15 protein-coding genes are annotated in these 20,351 nt (G+C 56.0%); 9 read left to right on the forward strand and 6 right to left on the reverse strand.

From position 1 onward, the window contains the following. Positions 1–64 precede the first annotated feature (64 nt). The 3 genes from infA to aat all read right to left on the reverse strand — a co-directional run bounded on the left by infA (position 65) and on the right by aat (position 1,932). A complete protein-coding gene (gene infA / locus QEN58_RS05700) occupies positions 65–283 on the reverse strand; it encodes a translation initiation factor IF-1 (protein WP_007111068.1) in 219 nt (72 codons plus the stop codon). A 131-nt stretch (positions 284–414) separates the two neighbouring features. Further along, positions 415–1,149, reverse strand: coding sequence for an arginyltransferase (locus tag QEN58_RS05705; RefSeq protein ID WP_280106173.1), 735 nt, complete (start codon positions 1,147–1,149; stop codon positions 415–417). Positions 1,150–1,182: 33 nt separating this feature from the next. Continuing rightward, on the reverse strand, positions 1,183–1,932 hold the full coding sequence (gene aat / locus QEN58_RS05710) for a leucyl/phenylalanyl-tRNA--protein transferase (RefSeq protein ID WP_280106174.1): 750 nt from the start codon (positions 1,930–1,932) through the stop codon (positions 1,183–1,185). Between the two features lie 131 nt (positions 1,933–2,063). On the opposite strand from aat, the gene QEN58_RS05715 reads away from it, so the two are divergent. Together QEN58_RS05715 and lolA are read left to right on the forward strand one after the other, a co-directional pair. Next, the gene (locus QEN58_RS05715; RefSeq protein WP_280106175.1) at positions 2,064–5,261 is read left to right on the forward strand and encodes a DNA translocase FtsK; all 3,198 of its coding nucleotides are present in this window, start codon (positions 2,064–2,066) and stop codon (positions 5,259–5,261) included. Between the two features lie 176 nt (positions 5,262–5,437). Continuing rightward, complete coding sequence (gene lolA / locus QEN58_RS05720) at positions 5,438–6,088, forward strand: outer membrane lipoprotein periplasmic chaperone LolA (RefSeq protein ID WP_280106176.1); 651 nt, start codon at positions 5,438–5,440, stop codon at positions 6,086–6,088. 59 nt (positions 6,089–6,147) lie between these two features. Here lolA and QEN58_RS05725 read toward each other — a convergent pair whose 3' ends face one another. Beyond that, positions 6,148–7,482, reverse strand: coding sequence for a replication-associated recombination protein A (locus QEN58_RS05725; RefSeq protein WP_280106177.1), 1,335 nt, complete (start codon positions 7,480–7,482; stop codon positions 6,148–6,150). Positions 7,483–7,706: 224 nt separating this feature from the next. Here QEN58_RS05725 and QEN58_RS05730 point away from each other — a divergent pair, with 224 nt between their 5' ends. The 5 genes from QEN58_RS05730 (at position 7,707) to QEN58_RS05750 (ending at position 16,589) form a co-directional block, all read left to right on the forward strand. After that, entirely contained in the window at positions 7,707–8,252 is a 546-nt protein-coding gene (locus tag QEN58_RS05730) for a hemerythrin domain-containing protein (RefSeq protein WP_280106178.1), read from the forward strand. A gap of 87 nt (positions 8,253–8,339) precedes the next feature. After that, positions 8,340–9,191 carry an aspartate/glutamate racemase family protein gene (locus QEN58_RS05735; RefSeq protein ID WP_280106179.1) on the forward strand — a complete coding sequence of 284 codons (852 nt, stop codon included), beginning with the start codon at positions 8,340–8,342 and terminating at the stop codon, positions 9,189–9,191. 47 nt (positions 9,192–9,238) lie between these two features. Then, positions 9,239–10,360: a tRNA (uridine(54)-C5)-methyltransferase TrmA gene (gene trmA, locus QEN58_RS05740; RefSeq protein ID WP_280106180.1), complete on the forward strand. Its 1,122-nt coding sequence runs from the start codon at positions 9,239–9,241 to the stop codon at positions 10,358–10,360. A 210-nt stretch (positions 10,361–10,570) separates the two neighbouring features. After that, on the forward strand, positions 10,571–15,397 hold the full coding sequence (locus tag QEN58_RS05745) for an NAD-glutamate dehydrogenase (RefSeq protein ID WP_280106181.1): 4,827 nt from the start codon (positions 10,571–10,573) through the stop codon (positions 15,395–15,397). Positions 15,398–15,572: 175 nt separating this feature from the next. Continuing rightward, positions 15,573–16,589: a quinone-dependent dihydroorotate dehydrogenase gene (locus QEN58_RS05750; protein WP_280106182.1), complete on the forward strand. Its 1,017-nt coding sequence runs from the start codon at positions 15,573–15,575 to the stop codon at positions 16,587–16,589. 114 nt (positions 16,590–16,703) lie between these two features. Here QEN58_RS05750 and rmf read toward each other — a convergent pair whose 3' ends face one another. Further along, entirely contained in the window at positions 16,704–16,913 is a 210-nt protein-coding gene (gene rmf, locus QEN58_RS05755; RefSeq protein ID WP_007111057.1) for a ribosome modulation factor, read from the reverse strand. Positions 16,914–17,322: 409 nt separating this feature from the next. Here rmf and rlmKL point away from each other — a divergent pair, with 409 nt between their 5' ends. Continuing rightward, complete coding sequence (gene rlmKL, locus QEN58_RS05760) at positions 17,323–19,560, forward strand: bifunctional 23S rRNA (guanine(2069)-N(7))-methyltransferase RlmK/23S rRNA (guanine(2445)-N(2))-methyltransferase RlmL (protein ID WP_280106183.1); 2,238 nt, start codon at positions 17,323–17,325, stop codon at positions 19,558–19,560. A gap of 72 nt (positions 19,561–19,632) precedes the next feature. Next, positions 19,633–19,968, forward strand: a complete 336-nt coding sequence (locus QEN58_RS05765; protein WP_280106184.1) for a glutaredoxin family protein — start codon at positions 19,633–19,635, stop codon at positions 19,966–19,968. 49 nt (positions 19,969–20,017) lie between these two features. Here the strand turns inward: QEN58_RS05765 and QEN58_RS05770 are convergent, their stop codons facing one another. Next, complete coding sequence (locus QEN58_RS05770) at positions 20,018–20,299, reverse strand: hypothetical protein (protein WP_280106185.1); 282 nt, start codon at positions 20,297–20,299, stop codon at positions 20,018–20,020. Positions 20,300–20,351 lie beyond the last annotated feature (52 nt).

Here is a 20,351-nt window from a genome sequence, read left to right on the forward strand (position 1 = left end):
AGGTTGTAGAAACTGAGCTGTAGTAACCGTTGAGGTAAGCCGAACGCGTTAACGGTGCAACGACTTAGCGCGAACGGTAAACGATACGGCCTTTGGACAGGTCGTAAGGTGTCAGCTCTACTTTTACCTTGTCGCCGGTCAGAATGCGGATATAGTTTTTGCGCATTTTGCCGGAGATGTGAGCGGTAACAACGTGACCGTTTTCCAGCTCAACCCGAAACATGGTGTTCGGAAGGGTATCGACGATAACGCCTTCCATTTCAATATGATCTTCGCGTGCCATATAGGCATGTCCTCACTGATGAGTTAGTAATGTAATAATCGGTCAAAAATTGAGTGCCGCAAGGTGGGCGCTCAAGAAACAGTGCTGTATTGTGCCGTAAGCCCGCCGTCAAGGCAAAAAAGCTGACATGTTTAGCGAATCAACGGCCGCCAATGGCGTCCATCGAGTATTTCCAATGGTGTGAAAGCCTGTTTGTAGCGCATCTTACGGCACTCTTCGATCCAATACCCTAAATAAAGGTGCGGCAGCGCTTTTTCTCGGCTGAGCTCAATGAGCTGAAGAATAGCAAAGGTGCCTAGCGAGCGCTTGTCCAGAGCTTCGCTAATGGCAAAGAAGGTGTAGATTGCCGAAAGCCCATGCTCCAGTTGGTCAAAGGCAGCGACGCCGATCAATTCGTCGTCAAGGTACATCTCCATCAGATGGGCGTAGGGCTCATCGAGGGTGAGAAAGGTGCGGTACTGCTCGCGACTGGGAGGGTACATATCACCATCAGCATGGCGCTGGCGAATGTAATTGGCGTAAAGAGTGTAGTGGGTTGATGCAAAGTGGGCGGGTACAACACGCACATTAATATCAGCGTTGCGGCGCCAAATTTTACGCTGGGTGCGGTTAGCTACAAACTGTTCAACCGGAATGCGGACAGAGCGGCAAGCATTGCAACCCTCACAGTGAGGACGGTAAAGATGACGCCCACTACGACGAAACCCTAGCAGTGCCAGCGAGTCATATACGCCAGGGACAGGCGACTCCTGAGGGTCGAGAAATAGAGTGGTCGCTTCCCTGCCAGGCAAATAGCTACAGGCATGCGGCACGGTAAGGAAAAAGCGCAAATCCCGTACCGGCCGACGCGGAGTGTTACTACTCACAGCTTGCCTCCTGGGTAAAACAGAATAATTTCATCACCATGCATTGTCCTCGGCGGCAATCGCGTTAAGCCAGAGCGATGCGGGAACCGCGGGTGCCTCAGTGGGTGATGTGGTTAACGTAAACGCTTTATCGGGTAACCAGTTTTTAAGATAGTTGATGAATGCCTCGCGAGCGACTGTAATAGCGCCCAGGCTTGCCAGATGGGGCGTATGCATTTGGCAGTCGATGAGTTTACCACCCTGTTCTCGCATGGCCCGGGCAAGATGGGCCAGCGCCACCTTTGAGGCATCTGGGGCGCGAGAGAACATCGACTCGCCAAAAAATACCGGTCCCATGGCGACGCCATACAGCCCGCCCACCAATTGGCCGTGTTGGTGGACTTCGATGCTATGGGCGATGCCCAGGGCGTGCAGCAGGCCGTAGGCCTCGCGCATTTCCTCGGTGATCCAGGTGCCCGTCTCTTCACCCCGTGGAGCGGCGCAAGACTGAATCACCTGGTCGAAGTGTTGATCAAGGGTGATATGAAAGCCACCATGGCGTAATCGTTTGGTGAGGCTACGACGCTGCTTAAATTGCTCAGGTAGGAGTATCATGCGCGGGTCTGGACTCCACCACAAAATAGGGTCGTCGTCGCTGAACCAGGGAAAGATACCCTGCCGGTAGGCTTCTACCAGCCAAATGGGCGAGAGCTCCCCACCGGCGGCCAACAGGCCATTGGGGGAGGCCAGGGCCCGAGAGGTAGTCGGAAAGTTAGGATATGGCGATGAAAGCCAAGGTAGCATTACTTGCTCCTGTTACGACGTTCTTGTACTGAACGCTTTACGATAGCCTCTGTGATGGCGGAAGGATGCTCGGTATCATGCAAACTCGCAAGTGGATTAAAGACGCCATTGAGGTGTAAAGGGAGAGTCGCTTGAAAGTGAATAAAGCAGTAAACAAGCGAACGCAGCGTAGCGCGCGTCAAACACCATCATCGGCTTCATCTGCGCGCGTTAACGCGGCAAAGGATAAGGCTCGTCGTTTTGGCCTGCGCTTACAAGGCTCCGTGCGCGAAGGCGTAGTGGTGATTCTGCTGGCGCTGTGTGTTTTCTTATTATTAGCGTTATTTAGTTACCAACCCTCTGACCCAGGCTGGTCTTATCAGGGCCCAGAGACAGATGTGGGTAACTGGATGGGGCAAGTAGGTGCGTGGTTGGCCGATGTTCTCTATTCACTGCTTGGCGCCAGTGCGTTGTGGTGGCCAGGTATGTTCGGCTTTGCCGCCTGGTGGCTGATTCGCTCACGCCAGGTGCGTTTTGAGCTCGACCCGGTGGCAATTGCTGTTCATGCGGGTGGCTTAGTGCTACTTATTTTTGGCACCACCATGTTAGGGGCGCTGCACTTTTATCATCCAGAGAGCATGCTGCCCTATGCCTCCGGCGGTATTTTGGGCGAAGGTCTGGTCGGTGCGTTAAGGCCTTTAGTGGGTAGTGGTGGCGTTGGATTAATCGCCGCGGCGTTAATTTTAAGCGGCTTTCCGCTGTTTAGCGGTATGTCGTGGTTGCAAGTGGCCGATGAGCTCGGCAAGCGACTATGTCGTCTGGGGGGCTGGTTATCGGCACGTCGTCAAGCGAACCGTATGCGCGCTGCTCAGCGAGCGGCTGCTAAAGCTGCCAAGCCTGCGCCCAAACCTCAAGCGCCTGAAGCTAATTCCTCAGTAACTTCGTCTCCACAAGCTACGTCTCCAGTAGAGCCCGAAGCTGCACCAGCAGAGGTGAAGGCCGCTCCAGAACCGGCAGGCAAAAGCCCCAGTGGACGCGAACGCCGTGAGCCAGGCTTCTCTATGCCACTTTCCACCAGTGAAACGACGGATACATCAATTCCCTGGGAAGCTGCAGCGTTTTCAAGTAATAAGCACGTGCCTGCTAAGACACCCGCACCTATCTCAACGACGCCTAGCTCAACGACACCTATCTCAAAGACACCTACGGAGCCAGCGGTCACAGCGCCTGCAACAGTGACGCCAGCGGCTAAAACCGCAGAAGAGACGGAAGCGGCGGCCACCCCGGCGCCGCGAGAAAATGCCTTTGTGCAATCAGACGCGCCGTCGGCAGCGCCTGAGGTTCAAGCGCATGCGTCCGATGATGAACCCAAAGAACCCGACGCCTCCTTCCCGCTGCGAGCAACTCGTCAAGAAGAGCCGCCGGCGCCTGCCGCCAGTAGCTTCTTTGCCAGCGACGAATTTGCCAACGACGAAGCGCCCGTTGGGCGTCGCAGTGAGCCATCACTCACCGCTGACCCCCGCAACAACGAGGCCGAGCCGCGTGTTGGTGAGCCACGTATCGGCGCAACTGCGGAGCCCGCCCGTAAACCTGAACGTGTAGCGGAGGTAGTGCCAGAGCCGGTGTGGGACGATGAAGAGATGGACGATGAGCTGTATGCGCAAGACCGCGATGGCGAAGCGCATGCAATGGCCGCTCCTCCGCCCACGCCAACCCCAGCAGCACGCCAGGAACCCAGCTTCGAGCCCGACGCAAGCACGCCAGAATCGGATGAAGGCCCCGCCCTGTGGACCGTAGAACATTTGCAAAGCCAGCGGCCTGCATTTGAAACGATGGATGAGCCAGAAGGCGATGTCCCAAGCCTGCAACTGCTGACACCCGCAGAGCCACATCAGCCCAATTACAGCGACGAGCAGTTGGCCGATATGGCCGAGCTGCTTGAAGTGCGGCTACGCGAATACGGCGTGAAAGCGGAAGTAGTGGACACTTGGCCTGGCCCGGTGATTACCCGCTTTGAGATCAAGCCCGCTGCGGGCGTCAAAGTGTCCAAAATCAGTAACCTCGCCAAAGATCTGGCGCGCTCACTGATGGTGAAAAGCGTGCGTGTGGTCGAGGTTATTCCGGGGCGTCCCACGGTGGGCATTGAAATACCCAATCCCAACCGCGCGATGATCCGTCTGCGTGAAGTGATCGACTCCGACCGTTACCAGCAGGAGACCTCACCGCTGACCATGGCGCTAGGTCAGGATATCGGCGGCAGCCCCGTGGTTGCCAACCTAGGCAAGATGCCACACCTGTTAGTAGCCGGTACCACCGGGTCGGGTAAGTCGGTGGGCGTTAATGCGATGCTGATCTCGATGCTGCTTAAAGCCAAGCCCAGCGAACTAAAGCTGATCATGGTCGACCCTAAAATGCTGGAACTGTCGGTGTATGACGGCATTCCCCATCTGCTGGCGCCTGTGGTCACCGATATGAAAGAGGCGGCCAACAGCCTGCGCTGGTGCGTGGCCGAGATGGAGCGCCGCTACAAGCTGATGGCGGCCATGGGGGTGCGCAATATCGCAGGCTTCAATGGTCGCTTGGATGAAGCGGAGCGCGCCGGTGCCCAAGTGGCAGACCCACTCTGGGAACCGCAGCCTTGGGAAGTGCATCAGCCGCACCCGGTGTTGGAGAAACTGCCCTACATCGTCGTGGTGATCGACGAGTTTGCCGATATGTTTATGATCGTCGGCAAAAAGGTCGAAGAGCTGATTGCCCGTCTAGCGCAAAAGGCGCGTGCCGCGGGTATCCATTTGATTCTGGCTACCCAGCGCCCCTCGGTTGACGTAGTGACCGGTTTGATTAAAGCCAACATCCCTTCGAGGATGGCGTTCCAGGTCTCATCGAGAATTGATTCGCGCACCATTCTTGACCAGGGCGGCGCTGAAAGCCTTTTGGGGCACGGCGATATGCTCTACCTGCCCGCGGGCTCTGGGCCTCCTAACCGTATCCACGGTGCCTTCGTGGATGATGACGAAGTACACCGGGTGGTCGATGACTGGAAGCGCCGCGGCGCGCCTGAATATATCGAAGAGATTCTTTCTGGCGGCGTATCTGCCGATGCCTTAACCGGCCTTGAGGCTGATGGGGTCGATGGCGACGATGCAGAGCAGGACGCGCTCTACGATGAAGCCGTGCAGTTTGTCACTGAAACCCGAAAAGCGTCGATTTCTGCCGTGCAGCGGCGCTTTAAGATCGGCTATAACCGGGCTGCCCGCCTGGTTGAGGCCATGGAGGGTGCCGGAGTGGTGACCTCTATGGGCTCTAACGGTGCGCGGGAAGTGCTTGCTCCGCCCCCGGTGGGCCACTAACCGCTTGGCGTAAGGCGCAATTATGCAATAAGCGTGAAAGTAGCGCCGCAGGTGAAACCCTGCGGCGCTTTGCACGTCTTAACGATACATGGACGGTTAAGCCGACCTCACTGCTTGATTTTTGAGCGACAGTTTTGAGCAACAGTTATTTGGCAACGGTTGCCTAGGGAGATCATATGCGCGATACGCAAACAAAACGCACTTCACAACTGGCATTTGCGGCCAGCGCCTTGGGTTTAACCTTTGGTGCTCCTGCTTGGGCGGAGGATGCTGCCGAACGCTTGACCGAAAGGCTAGACCCACTTGAGCGCTACCAAGCGGCTTTTGAGCAGCAGATTCTTGATAGCAGCGGCGAGCGTTTACAAAGCGCGCGCGGTGAGATGTGGTTATCCCGCCCCGGTATGCTGCGTTGGGAAGTAGAGGCGCCGTACTCTCAAACCGTGGTTTCCGATGGCGAAGATGTGTATATGTACGATCCCGACCTTGAACAAGTCACCGTTCAAGAGATGGATGATCGGGTCACCCATACCCCCGCATTATTGTTATCGGGAAGCGTTGACGATTTAACCGAAAGCTATGAGGTTTTCTACGAGCAGGACGGGGGAGAAGATGTCTTTACCCTGGTGCCTATCTCTGCCGATACGCTGTTTGAAGAACTAAGCATGGTGTTCGATGCCGATACGCTAACCGAGCTGTGGATGATGGACAGTACCGGCCAGCGCACCGCGATTACCTTCAGTAATATTACCCTCAACGGCAATATTGAGCGGGGCATGTTCGACTTCGAAATCCCCGAAGGTACCGATGTTATCCGCGAAGAGCTCTAATTAAGCACTCTAAATAAGCGCTGTAAGCAAGAGTAGAGTAAACCATCAGATCAGGCGCCTTAGGGCGCCTGATCTGCTTCCTGGTCAAGTTTTTCCCGCCACGCCATGATTTCCCCAAAGCGTTTCTCCTGCCCCAACGAGCTCGGCTTGTAAAAGGTGGCTTTAGGCAACTCTTCAGGCCAGCAGTCGTGGGCGCTACCCGCCGGGTAGCCGTCTGGCTCGCTGTGCGCATAGCGATACCCCTCACCATGACCTAACTGTTCCATTAGCTTAGTGGGTGCATTGCGCAGGTACGTCGGCACCTCCACCTGGGGTTGCTGGCGCACGTACTGTTTGGCTTCACTCCAGGCGCGGTCAATGCGATTGCTCTTGGGCGCCACGGCTAAATGAATCGCCGCGTGAGCAATCGCTCGCTGGCCTTCGTAATCACCCAGGCGTAAATAGGCATCCCAGGCGGCAATTACCAGCGGTAGCGCGCGAGGATCAGCATTGCCGACGTCTTCTGAGGCAATCGCGGTAAGCCTGCGTACCACGTCCAACGGGTCACCGCCGCCCTGCATAAAGCGCGCCATATATAGCAGCGCGGCATTGGGGCGTGAAGAGCGTATCGATTTATGAATCGCCGAGAGCAGGTCGTAATAGGCGTCACCCTGCTTATCGAAAGCGCTGGCCTGATGGCCGATCACGTCGGCGAGTACGTCTTTATGCAGCACTTCACGGTCCGCTTCCAAAGTGGCGAAATCACAGGCGGTCTCCAGTAGCCCCAACGCCCGTCGGGCATCGCCAGCGCTGGCGTGTGCCAGGGCGGTTAACACCTCGTCATCAACCTGAATGTCGCGTTTGCCCAGGCCACGCTCAACGTCGCCGAGAGCCTGGCGCATCACCGTGATGAGTTCCTCTTGGCTGAGCGACTTCAACACGTAAACGCGTGCGCGGGAAAGCAGCGCCGAATTGACTTCAAAGGAGGGGTTTTCGGTGGTTGCCCCAATCAGGGTTAACAGCCCTGACTCGACGTGGGGCAATAAAGCGTCCTGCTGACTCTTGTTGAGGCGATGAATCTCATCTAGAAAGAGGATAACCGTGGATGACATCTGTTGGGCGCGCTCCACCACGGCACGAATCTCTTTCACCCCGGCCATTACCGCGCTGAGGTGCTCTAGATGGGCCTGGGAAGCCCTGGCTAATAGCTCTGCCAACGTGGTTTTGCCAACGCCTGGCGGCCCCCAAAGAATCATCGAGCGCACGACGCCTGATTCCGCCATGCGGCGAAGGGGTTTATCGGGTCCCACCAGCGCCTGTTGGCCCACGTAATCGTCCAACTGGCGTGGACGCATACGAAAGGCTAATGGGGCGTCTTCAGCAGGTGTCGCCTGGGCGCTATCAAAAAGATCCATGTAAGCTTCCGTTGCAAATCAGTGCGTTGAACTACAAATAGCCAAAAAGTGTTAGTGGTAAACTGTGCCTTAGCGAACTACCTTTGGCGTAACCTATCAGAAAGATACACTTGCTAGGATAACGCTAGAGGGGCATTGTCTATGATAACCCCTCGCGCTTATTATCGCATGCCGTCAACTATTAAGGCTCGACGGTAGGCATGACAAAAAAAGGAGACAGTTCGATGTTAAACCAACTGCGTCTAGATCATGCCAACATGGCGAGAATGCTTCATGTGCTGCAGCTCAAGCAGAAAACCCTTACCCAGGGTGAGCGGCCCAATTTCCAGCTCATGCGCGAGGTGGTTGACTATATACTGTCCTATATGGATGGCTTTGCAGCACCCCTTGAACGCGTCTGCGTCGAACGGCTACAAAACAAGGCGCCAGAGCACCTTGAATTCACCGAGCAGATGGCAAGTGACTACCGTGAGCTAAAGCCCCGCTTGCAGCGCCTCTCCAACGATATTGACATGGTGTTAATGGATAACATCATACCGATGGACCGCTTCGCTGACGATTTGAAAAACTATCTGGAAGCGCATCGTGCCTATCTGCGCCATGAGCGCGAGGGGCTGTTCCCGCTGATCGATGAGCACTTTAGTCAGGAAGATATGGAAGAGCTGCGTCAGTCGCTCCCCGAAGGCGCTGAACCTGAGTTAGAGCGCCTACAGCAAGCCTACCCAGAACTCTACGCCGAGCTGCGTGGGGCTGATGTGCCCGCGGTATAGTGCGGTAGAAGACAACTGGCCCTAACGGGCATCAATAAAATCACGGAGCATGCTAAACTAGCGGCTCCGTTTTTTTCAGGCAGAGTCATGAAAGGCCCCGTGTTAATTTTTGATTCCGGCGTCGGCGGCCTGTCGGTGGCGCAGTCGTTGCGCCAACACTATCCTGATGCTGCCCTGTGCTATGCCTGCGACAACGCTTGGCTGCCCTACGGGCTACGCGAAGACGCAGCCCTAAGCGATCGCATTGTGGCGGTGTGTCGTGCCGCTGTGGCAGCGTGCCAGCCGAGTGTTCTGGTGGTCGCCTGTAATACTGCAAGCACCCTGGCGTTGGAAAATTTGCGCGACGAGTTATCGATTCCTGTCGTGGGCACCGTGCCCGCTATCAAACCTGCCGCGGCGATCAGCCGGACACGCCATATTGGGCTATTGGCCACCAAAGCCACGGTAGGGCGGCCCTACACCCAGCGCTTGATTGATAGCTTTGCCAGCGATTGTGTGATTACCCGTGTCGCCGCCGATGCCTTGGTCGTCGAGGCGGAAGCGTACCTGGCCGGTGTCGCCCCTAATATTGATCGCATGCAGGCGGCCCTGGCGCCGTTATGGCACGCCGTTGCGCCTTCATCGCCGAGCTATTCTTTATCTGCCGGTTATCAGGCGCTGGATACCTCAAAGCTAGATACCCCGAAGTTAGATACCGTGGTACTGGGCTGCACCCATTTTCCACTGCTAAAGCCCTGGCTGAAGCAGCTTGCTCCCGTGCCGCTGCATTGGGTCGACTCCGGCGATGCGATTGCCCGCCGGGTTGCGCAAGTAGTCGATGAGCTAGATAGCGATCAGCAGGACGGCCGCTGCTTTACCACTGCCCCAGCAGCTAACCTGACCGCCGGCTTGGCCCGCTACGGATTTGATGCGCCCCAGTTGTTAAACGTGGGCGCCTGAATACTATTAACCGCTACTATTTCTGATCGAATTTAAGAGGAGCAGCCTTGGCTATCCCCGTTGTAGATCCCGAACGCTATGCTGAGCAGCTAGCCGCCAAACGCGACTATCTGGAGAGCACCTTTGCCGCTTTTAAACCACCGACGCTGGAGGTGTTTGAATCGCCGCCGGGTTACTACCGTCAGCGCTGCGAGTTTCGCATATGGCACGAAGAGGATGACCTCTTCTACGCCATGTTCGAGGTTGATCCCGAGAACCCGAAAAATAAGCGCGTGATTCGATTAGATCAGTACGCAGTCGCCAGTGAACGCATCAATCAGCTAATGCCGCAACTGCGTGAGGCCTGCCTTCGCTGTGATGAGCTGCGTCGGCGGCTGTTCCAGGTAGAGTTTCTCACCACCCTGTCAGGCGAGGCGCTGGTAACGCTGATTTACCACCGACCGTTAGGCGATGAGTGGGAGCGCAAAGCCCGCGCTCTGGAGGCTGAGCTGGGCATTATGATTATTGGCCGTTCCCGCAAGCAACGCATCGTACTTACCCGCGACCACGTATGGGAGCGGCTAGAGGTGGATGGCCGCACGCTGCACTACCAACAGGTCGAAAACAGCTTCACCCAGCCCAATGCGCATATCTGCCAGGAAATGCTCAGCTGGGCGCGAGAAGTCACCGCTGGCCAGCAGGGGAGTGATGTAAAGAAAGATCTGGTCGAGCTTTATTGTGGGAACGGTAATTTCACCATTGCCCTGGCGGATAACTTTCGTCGCGTACTCGCCACGGAAATTTCCCGCACATCGGTGGCCAGTGCCAACGTTAACCTGGAAGCCAATGGGGTAACGAACGCGCAAATTGGTCGTATGTCAGCAGAGGAGTTCTCGCTGGCGCTCAAGGGTGAAAAAGCCGGACGCCGCGTGGCAGAAATGGCGCTGGAAGAGTACGATTTTTCCACCGTGCTGGTCGACCCTCCCCGTGCCGGTTTAGACGAGCAGAGCTGTGAACAACTCAGCGAGTACGCTCAGATCGTCTATATTTCATGCAACCCAGCCACGTTAGCTGAAAACTTGGACATACTGACCAAAACCCATCGGGTAGAAAGATTTGCGCTATTTGACCAATTTCCGTTTACCGATCACTGTGAGTGTGGGGTGCTGCTAAAGCGGTGCACGGATTAACAAGCATCAGAACCAGGCTTTTACGAATAGTCGGTGAGCGCAGGCAGTTTTCGTGCAAAGTCTAATGCGTAAACGGTATGTGCCATGAACAACACGTCAGGTGATTAGGGCCGTGACGATAGGTAGCGTAAGCTAGCCGTCATGTTGGCCTAAAGGCCTATTGTCCTTCGTTTTTTGGCCTTTTAATGGCCCAGGCAGTCGAGGTGATGGATGCACTACGTTGCGATTGAAGAGAGTCGGCAAGATCTTTTGAAGCAGCTCCAGGAACGGCTACACGCGCGGTTAGACCCCGCTCGCGCCGCCACAGTGGACGCTTTCGCTCGACACTTTTATGCCACCGTGCCGGTGGAAGACCTTGTGGATCGTCGTCTGGATGATCTGTATGGCGCAACGCTGTCCATCTGGCAGTTTTTGCAGCACCACGACTCGAAAAGTCCCAAGGTACGGGTATTTAACCCGGATTTTGAAGAGCACGGCTGGCAGTCAACGCATACCTTTGTCGCCGTTCTCCACGAAGATATGCCGTTTTTAGTCGATTCGGTGCGTATCGAGCTCAACCGCCGCGGTTTGACGGTGCACGCAATACAAAACGCCGTGCTGGCGGTCGCCCGTGATGATCGCCATCAGCTACAGGCGCTTGCCTCGCCCAGAGCAGAAAACGCCCCTGAAGCACGCGAGTCGCTCATTGTCATCGAAGTAGACCGGCACACCGATGTGGCGTTGCTGGAAAAAATCGAAAGCAATCTAAATGATGTGCTTCGCGATGTACGTACCGCTGTGGGCGATTTCGACGCCATGTGCTCGCAAATTACCGCGTCGATTCAGGAGCTTGAGAAAAACTGCCCACCCCAGATCGACCCTGACGACCACGAAGAGGCGATTGCCTTTTTAGAGTGGATGCTCAAGGATAATTTTACTTTCCTGGGCTACGATGAGTACCTGCTGGAAGGCGGCGAGTTAAAGCGCGACGCGGATAGCGTGCTGGGCGTGTTCCGCCTGGATCAGCCGCGCTACTGCGAGCGGATTCGTACCGAAGAAGGGGTGGATGAGCACAATGATTATGTGCTGGTGCCCCAGCTACTATCATTTGCCAAAAGCGCTCACCACTCCCGGGTGCACCGTCCTACCTACCCGGACTACATCACCGTTGACCGCTACGACGATGACGGTAATGTGATTGGCGAGCGACGCTTCTTTGGGTTGTTTACCGCCACGGTGTACAACGAGTCGCCGCGCAATATCCCGCTGCTGCGGCGCAAGCTCAAAGCCGTCATGGATATCGCTGGGTTCAACCCCCAGGGTCACAATGGCAAGCAGTTGCTCCAGGTGTTGGAAGTCTACCCCCGGGATGACCTGTTCCAGATCGAAACCGAATCACTGGCCAGCACTGCACTGGGCATCCTCAATATCCGCGAGCGCCGCCAGGTGCGGCTGTTTATTCGTGCGGATATAAGCGGCAAGTTCTACTCCTGCCTGGTGTTTGTTCCCCGCGACGTGTTCTCCACGGACCTACGTCAGCGGATTCAAAACGTGCTGTGCGACGAATTAGACGCCCACTTTGGTGACTTTAATACCTATTTATCTGAATCAGTGCTAGCGCGTATTCAGTTGATTTTACGCTTTAATGGCGACGCGCCGAGCGACTACGACCTCAAGCGTTTGGAAAGCAAAGTGTCACGGCTGGCACGCAGTTGGCGTGACGAGCTGCATAACGCCATGATCGAAGGCTTCGGTGAAGAGCGCGCCAACAACCTGATGGATCAGTTTCGCGAGGCCTTCTCGGCCAGTTACCGTGAAGATTTCTCAGCGCGCACTGCGGTGTTTGATATTCAGCACCTGCTGACACTGGATAGCGAGAACGATCTTTCGCTGTCGCTCTATCGGCCACTAGAAGAGCAGGGTGGCGGCGTTAACCTGAAGCTGTTCCACCGTGAATCGCAGATACCGCTGTCTGACGTGCTGCCAATGATGGAAAATCTCGGCCTGCGGGTGATTGGCGAACGCCCCTACGATATCAACGCACCTGAACAGCAGCGCTACTGGATTCACGATTTCGAGCTTGAGCACAGCGGTGCGGATGTCAGCTTGGGCGATATGCGCGATGTGTTTACTGAAGCCTTTAAGCGCATCTGGTCCGGCGAAGCCGATAACGATGCGTTTAACCGGCTGATTATCGGTGCAGGGCTGGATTGGCGCGAAGTGGCCATGCTGCGCGGCTATGCCCGTTATCTCAAACAGATCCGCTTCGGTATGTCCCAGGATTACATTGCCGCCACGCTGGCCAACTATCCTGCCATTACCCGCGAGCTGGTTGAGCTATTCCGCCTGCGCTTTGATCCTGAACAGCAGAACCACGCCACCGACGCGTGTATCGCGAGCTTGAATGAGCGTTTGGAAGGGGTGGCCAGTCTTAACGACGACCAGCTGCTGCGCCGCTTTATGGAGCTGATCCTCGCCACGCTGCGTACCAACTACTACCAACTGGCTGAGAGCGGACGCTTTAAGGATTACATCGCCTATAAGCTTGAACCCTCCAAAGTCACCGGCATGCCCAAGCCGCGGCCGATGTTTGAGATTTTTGTCTGCTCGCCGCGGGTGGAAGGTGTCCATCTGCGTGGCGGCAAAGTGGCCCGCGGTGGACTGCGCTGGTCGGATCGGTTTGAAGATTACCGCACCGAAGTGCTGGGCTTGGTCAAAGCACAGCAGGTTAAAAACGCCGTTATCGTGCCGGTGGGCGCTAAAGGCGGTTTTGTGTGTAAACGCATGCCGGAAAATGCCAGCCGCGACGTCGTCCAGAAAGAAGGCATTGCCTGCTACCAAATCTTTATCCGTGCGCTGCTGGATGTTACCGACAACCTGGTGGGTGGTGATGTCGTGCCGCCGGAAAATGTGGTTCGCCACGATGAAGACGACGCTTACCTCGTCGTAGCCGCCGACAAAGGCACTGCTACCTTCTCAGATATCGCCAACGAGATTTCCATTGAGTACGGGCACTGGCTGGGCGATGCGTTTGCCTCCGGCGGTGCTAACGGCTACGACCATAAAAAAATGGGTATCACCGCGCGGGGTGCCTGGGAGTCGGTTAAACGCCACTTCAAAAATCTCGATGTAGATACCCAGCGTGACCTGTTTAGCGTGGTGGGGATCGGCGATATGGCCGGCGATGTCTTCGGCAACGGCATGCTGCTTTCCGACAAGATCCAACTGGTGGGCGCGTTTAACCACCTGCATATCTTTGTCGACCCCAATCCGGATGCAGAAGCCTCCTTTGCCGAGCGCAAGCGGTTGTTCGCACTGCCGCGCTCCAGCTGGGAAGACTACAGCCAGGAGCTAATCTCCGCCGGAGGCGGCATCTTTAGCCGTAGCGCCAAGTCGATAAACATCACGCCAGAAATGCAGCAGGTCTTTGGTATCAAGGAAGAACGCCTGTCGCCTAATGAACTGATCCGCGCCATGCTCAAATCCAAGGTCGATTTGATCTGGAACGGGGGTATCGGTACCTATGTGAAGGGCTCTGACGAAACCGATGCTGATGTGGGCGACAAAGCCAACGACACCCTGCGCATCAACGGCAACGACTTGAACTGCCGGGTGGTCGGCGAGGGCGGCAACCTTGGCTTGACCCAGCGCGGTCGTATGGAAGCCGCCGCCAAAGGCGTGCGCGTCTACACTGACTTTATTGACAACGCGGGCGGGGTGAACTGCTCCGACCACGAGGTCAATATCAAGATCCTGATCGATGAAGTGGTCAAGCGCGGCGACATGACCGACAAGCAGCGTAATCAACTGCTGGCGGAAATGACCGATGAGGTGGGCGATCTGGTGATCCTGGATAACTACCGCCAAAGCCAGGCGCTGGATCTGTCGGCTATTCTGTCCGATCAGGCCATGGGCCCTTACCGCCGCTTTATCAGCGAGCTGGAAGCTACAGGACAAATTGATCGCGAGCTGGAATTCCTGCCCACCGATGATGTGCTCAAAGAGCGGGCCAGCAACGATCAAGGGATGCGTCTGCCGGAGTTGTCGGTACTGATATCCTACGCCAAGAGTACCTTGAAAGGCGACTTGATCACCTCTGATGTGCCGGACGATCACTATATTCATAGGCATCTTGAGCGGCTATTCCCATCGGTGCTGGTGGAGCGCTTCAAAGATGAAATGTACGAGCATCGTCTTAAGCGCGAAATCGTTGCGACGCAGGTCGCCAACGATCTGGTTGATCACATGGGTATCGTCTTTGTGCGCCGCCTGATGGACTCCACCGGCGCAGGGCGTGCCGACATCGCTCGCGCTTACATTGTGGCCCGCGATAGCTTTAACTTGCCCGGCCTATGGGCGCAAATTGAAGCCCTCGACAATCAGGTGCCCAACCGCATTCAGTACTCGATGATGCTCGATCTCATGCGCTTGATCCGCCGTGCCACGCGCTGGTTTGTGCGCCAGCACTTGGGGCTTTCGACACAAGATACCATTGAGTACTTCGCTCCTCGTTTGACGCAGTTGCAGGAAGGTATTGGTGAGCTGCTCAGCGGTGAAGAGCTTAGCGCTTGGAACTCGCGCCGTGACGAGTTGTTGGAGGCGGGTGTGCCTGAAGCTTTGGCGTCCACTGTCGCGGCGTCATCCAGTCTTTACGCCGGGCTAGGTATCATCCAGGCGGCGCGTCTGACCAATGAAAAACCGCAGCGGGTGGCAGAGGTGCTGTACGAAATTGGCAGCCGCCTGGAACTGCCGTGGATGATTCAGCAGGTAACTCAATTGGAAGTGCGCGACGCCTGGCAGGCCCAGGCGCGGGAAACCTTCCGCGACGACATCGAGCGCCAGCAGCTTGCGCTGACCACCAGCGTGCTGAAGCTCGACGCGGGAAGCCGTGATACCCAGGAGCGGGTGGCGCAGTGGCTGGATCAGCACGCCGACCTGCACCGCCGTTGGTGCCGTCTTATTGAAGAGGTGCGCGGTGGCAGTGAGGGTGGCTTTGCGCTCTTCGCCGTTGCGGTGCGCGAGCTGGTAGACCTTGCCGAGAGCGATAGCGAAGCGTAAACGCTTTTCCAGACGTTAGCGTCACCCACACCGCCCCCGAGCTTCTCGGGGGCGGTGTTTTTGTTTGTGGTCAAGCTGTCGGTAACAAACCTGTCTGCGATTGAAGCAGGGTTTGCGATATACTGTGCGCCGCCCGCTAAGCAAACCGTTAAGCTGCCCTGGAGAGACGCTGACAATGTATAACCTCGCACGCTCGCTATTCTTTCGCGTTGATCCAGAAACGTCCCACGGTATGGCGCTGGGCGCATTGGATGCACTGCATCGTGTCGGTGGGGTAACGCGGCTATTTGGTAAACCGGTAAACGATCCCGTCGAGCTGATGGGGCTGCGGTTTGCCAATCGAGTAGGCTTAGCTGCTGGGCTGGACAAGAATGCCGACCACCTCGATGCGCTTGGCGCGCTGGGCTTTGGCTTTGTCGAAGTGGGTACAGTGACGCCTAAGCCGCAGCCAGGCAATCCGAAGCCCCGGCTGTTTCGCTTAGCGCAGCACGAGGCGATCATCAACCGCTTTGGCTTTAACAATAAAGGGGTTGGTCATCTGATCGAGCAGGTCAAACAGCGCCACTACGGCGGCATTGTGGGCATCAATATTGGTAAAAACCTGACGACGTCGGTAGAGCGGGCGTTGGATGACTACCTGGTGTGTTTAGACGCGGTGCACCCTTATGCGGATTACATTGCCGTTAACGTCTCCTCGCCGAATACGCCGGGGCTGCGCAGCCTTCAGTTCGGCGAACAGCTGGACGCGCTATTGGGGCCGATTCGCGCGCGAGCTACACAGCTCAATGACCAAACGGGTCGCAACGTACCATTGCTGATTAAGATCGCCCCGGATATGAGCGCTGAAGAAGTAGCCTTAATGGCGGCAAGTATCGAGCGCAACGCCCTTGATGGCGTGATTGCCACCAATACCACGGTTTCCCGCGAAGCCGTGCAGGGCGATCCTCAAGCGGATGAAGCCGGTGGGCTCTCGGGGAAACCGGTCTTTGAGGCCTCCAATCGTGTTATTCGTCAACTGCGTGAACACCTGCCTGCGTTGCCGATTATTGGCGTAGGCGGTATTGATAGTGCCGCTGCGGCCCAAACCAAGATCGCCGCTGGAGCAGATTTAGTACAGCTCTATTCAGGCTTGATCTACCAAGGGCCTAAACTAGTCGGTGAGTGCGCAAGGGCACTGAAAGCTAGCAGTTGAGTGAGCAGCGGAGCAGTGTTGGCATAAACACGCACTAAAAAGCCCACTTTAAAGTGGGCTCACTGAAAACCTTTCGTTTAGAATCTTTCTTTTCAAACTTTGAAAAATAAAACGTTAGGCCATGACTAAGGGATTTTTGTGGATGCCCGAGATGCCGGTCATCCCATCCCACTGGTCGCCGCGACCTTCACGCCAACCGCTCATCCAGTATTCGCGTAAATTGATATCTTGACTGGGACAGTCATCACGAGAACGACCCGATACACCCGCTTTGTAGCCGTGGACATAAGCCCGCTGGAAGCGATCACGTTTTTGCCGTTTCATTGGCTAACCTCTTTTCTCGAAAGTCTTTGTTTCACGAAAGCCTTTGATAAGAAATAGGATGTCGTCTAAGCAATTGCACTAGAAATGCTCAAACACATCACTACTCCGAGAGCTTGCTTCAAGAGCGAGACGCCGCCTCAACGCAAATGTCTGGCACTCACGGGCTGAACGGGTCGAACGGCTATCTCATACAGAAAACTCTTGCAAAGAAGACTTATATGCCATTGGTCAAATCAAGTTAAAGCTCTAGTCTTGAACCGACCCCTGACAAGAAACGTACGCGTTTTTCAGTAGCTACTCTCTTATTGTTAGACCATGATGGTGTCATCTGTCGACTACCAAATTGTCATAAAACGTAAACTCATTTGCTATATACAGGAATTTCGCGCCCTTACGCGCCGCTATTATCATGACCGAGTCGAATCAAAACGCCCCCTTGAGTCTGCTAGCCACTTGTCCGAAAGGCATTGAAGGCTTGCTCCACGATGAACTAGTGGCATTGGGCGCCACGCCGGGCAAAACCACTGTGGCGGGGGTTTACTTCACCGCCAGCCAAGCCATCGCCTACCGCGTATGCCTGTGGTCGCGATTGGCCAACCGGGTTATCTTAACCTTAGTGCGCGAGTCGATGATCGACACCGCCGAGCAGGTGCGTGATGTGGTTGCCCGCATTGCCTGGACTCAACACTTGGCGCCAGGCAACACGCTGGCAGTCGATTTTCACGGCCGCAGTGAACATATTCGCCACACCCGTTTTGGCGCGCAAACCGTTAAAGACGGCGTGGTTGATGCACTCCAACTGGCGGGGCAGGAACGCCCCAACGTTGATACCAAAACGCCGCATTTGCGTATCTACGCCCACTTGCACCGCATGAACTTAACCATTGGCCTGGATCTCTCTGGTGAAAGCCTGCACCGTCGCGGCTACCGCCGGGATGTAGGCCATGCGCCGCTAAAAGAGAATTTGGCCGCTGCACTGTTGGTCCGCGCGGGTTGGCCAGAGCGCTTCAAATCAGGGGAGCCGTTGATTGACCCGCTGTGCGGTGCAGGCACGCTGCTGATTGAAGCCGCCATGATGGCCGCCGACCAGGCTCCGAACCTTAACCGTGAACGTTTCGGCTTCCACGGCTGGGCAGGGCACGATGACGAAGCGTGGCGGGAACAGAAGCGCGAAGCCGAAGCGCGGGCTTCGATAGGTCGCAAACGCTGCAAAGCTCAGCTATTAGGCTTTGACCAGAGCCCTGCAGCACTGACAGCAGCAAAATCCAATGCCATGCGCGCAGGCATACCAGCCTTGATTAGCCTGCATGGGCAGAGCCTGGCCCAGCTTACCCGGCCAGATACGCTCACCGCCGAACGCGGCCTGCTGATCACCAATCCTCCTTACGGCGAGCGCCTGGGTGAGTTGCCTGAACTGGTGCGTCTCTATGCCCAGCTGGGTGAGAAAGCCAAAGCGCTATTCCCAGGCTGGACGCTGGCGGTGTTTACCGGCAACCCTGATCTCGGCCACCGATTGGGGATGCGTGCGCACAAACAGTACGCGCTTAAAAACGGTGCCCTGGATGCCAAGCTGCTACTCATGGAGATTGGGGGTGCCGAGCACCTACCTGCCGTTAGCGATACAAAGCCGGTTCAGAGTGAGAGCGATTCAGTGGCGCTACCTAGTGAAGAGGCTAGCGAAGAGCAAACGGCTCATAAAAACCAAGACAATGCGCAGATGTTCGCCAATCGACTGATTAAAAATCAGAAGCGCTTGAAGAAGTGGCTGAAGCAGAGCGGTGAAACCAGTTATCGCGTGTATGACGCTGATATGCCCGAGTACGCTTTGGCGGTGGATCGTTACGGTGATCGTGTGCACGTGCAAGAGTACGCGGCGCCCAGTTCGATCAACCCGGCTCAAGCGCAGAAGCGCTTGTACGATGCCTTGGAAGTCATGCCCGAGGCGCTTAACGTTGACGCCAGCAAGATTTATATCAAGCGCCGTGAGCGCCAAACGGGCAGCGCCCAGTATCAAAAGCGCGCTGCCAGCGGCGAACGCTTTGAGGTGCAGGAGGGTGAGGCAAGGCTATGGGTCAATCTGCGCGACTATCTCGATACCGGGCTGTTTCTTGACCACCGTCCGGTACGTCGGATGCTGGGCGAAATGGCCGACGGCAAGCGCTTTTTAAACCTGTTCTGTTACACCGCCACAGCGACCGTACAGGCGGCCTTAGGCGGCGCCAGTGACAGCGTGAGCGTGGATATGTCCAACACCTACCTGGAGTGGGCCAAGGACAATTTTGCGCTAAATAAGCTCGATCCACGGCTACATCGCGTGGTTCGTGACGACTGCTTCCGCTGGCTGGAAACCGCCAACGCCGAATTTGATCTGATCTTTATGGATCCGCCGACGTTCTCCAACTCCAAGAAGATGCGCGATACCCTCGACGTACAGCGCGATCACCCGCGGTTAGTTGAGCTCGCCATGGCGCGCTTGGCACCCGGTGGCACCTTGGTGTTTTCTAATAACCAACGCCGCTTTAAACTCGCTGAAGCGCTTAGCGAGCACTACGCGGTCGAGGATATTACCGGGCGCAGTTTTGACCCCGATTTCCAGCGGCGCACCAACCTGCACCACGTATTCCTACTTCGTCATAAGCTGTCATAAGAGAGCTAGTATGAAGAGAACTAGTATGAAAAGAGTTAGTATGAAAAGAGCCAGTATGAAGAGAGCTTCAGCATGATTCAGCTATCGCTTTACACAACCATGGGCTGCCATCTCTGTACCCAACTAGAGGCACTGGTAGCCGCACTGGCGAATCAAAAGGTGTGGCTGCACCACATCGAGATTAGCGACGACGACGCATTAGTAGAGCGCTATGGCGTTCGCATACCTGTGCTGGTGGATGGTGATGGCAATGAGCTGGATCGGGGCTTTGAGCTGGAGCGATTGAGTGCGTGGTTACGCGAGCGCGGCTGGCTGGATGAAGCGGCGCTAGCGGCGTTTACAGCACCGCCAGACACCACGCCGCCTAAAGGCGCCCATAAGCGTGATGGTCGGCGTTTCTTAAGTTAATAAGTGCATGCATGGGGTTAGCTAAGAACAGGAGACTAGCGCGCTAGGCTTAAAGTACATCCAGCAACGATAGCTGGCGCATCGCTTCCTGGCCTTCCGGGGTATTGTCGGCCACTTCCAGCACCTTGCGAAAGCCCCGCGAGGACTGAATAGTGGTTTCATCTTCCAGCCACATATGGGCTTGATCCAGAGTATCGGCTAGCTGATGTTTCAGGCCGCCAAATTGGGTGCCGATTTGGCCCCAGGCGCGGCTGAAAATCCAGTCACCAAACATATCCTGGTGAATATGAACCAACACATAGTCATGGTTGGTTTCCCAGCGTACGATCACAACACTCTCCTTACTTAACCTTTAAAAGATAGCCTTTAAACACGCCTGCCCA

This window comes from Halomonas alkaliantarctica (genome assembly GCF_029854215.1).
GTDB classification, from domain to species: Bacteria; Pseudomonadota; Gammaproteobacteria; order Pseudomonadales; family Halomonadaceae; genus Vreelandella; species Vreelandella alkaliantarctica_A.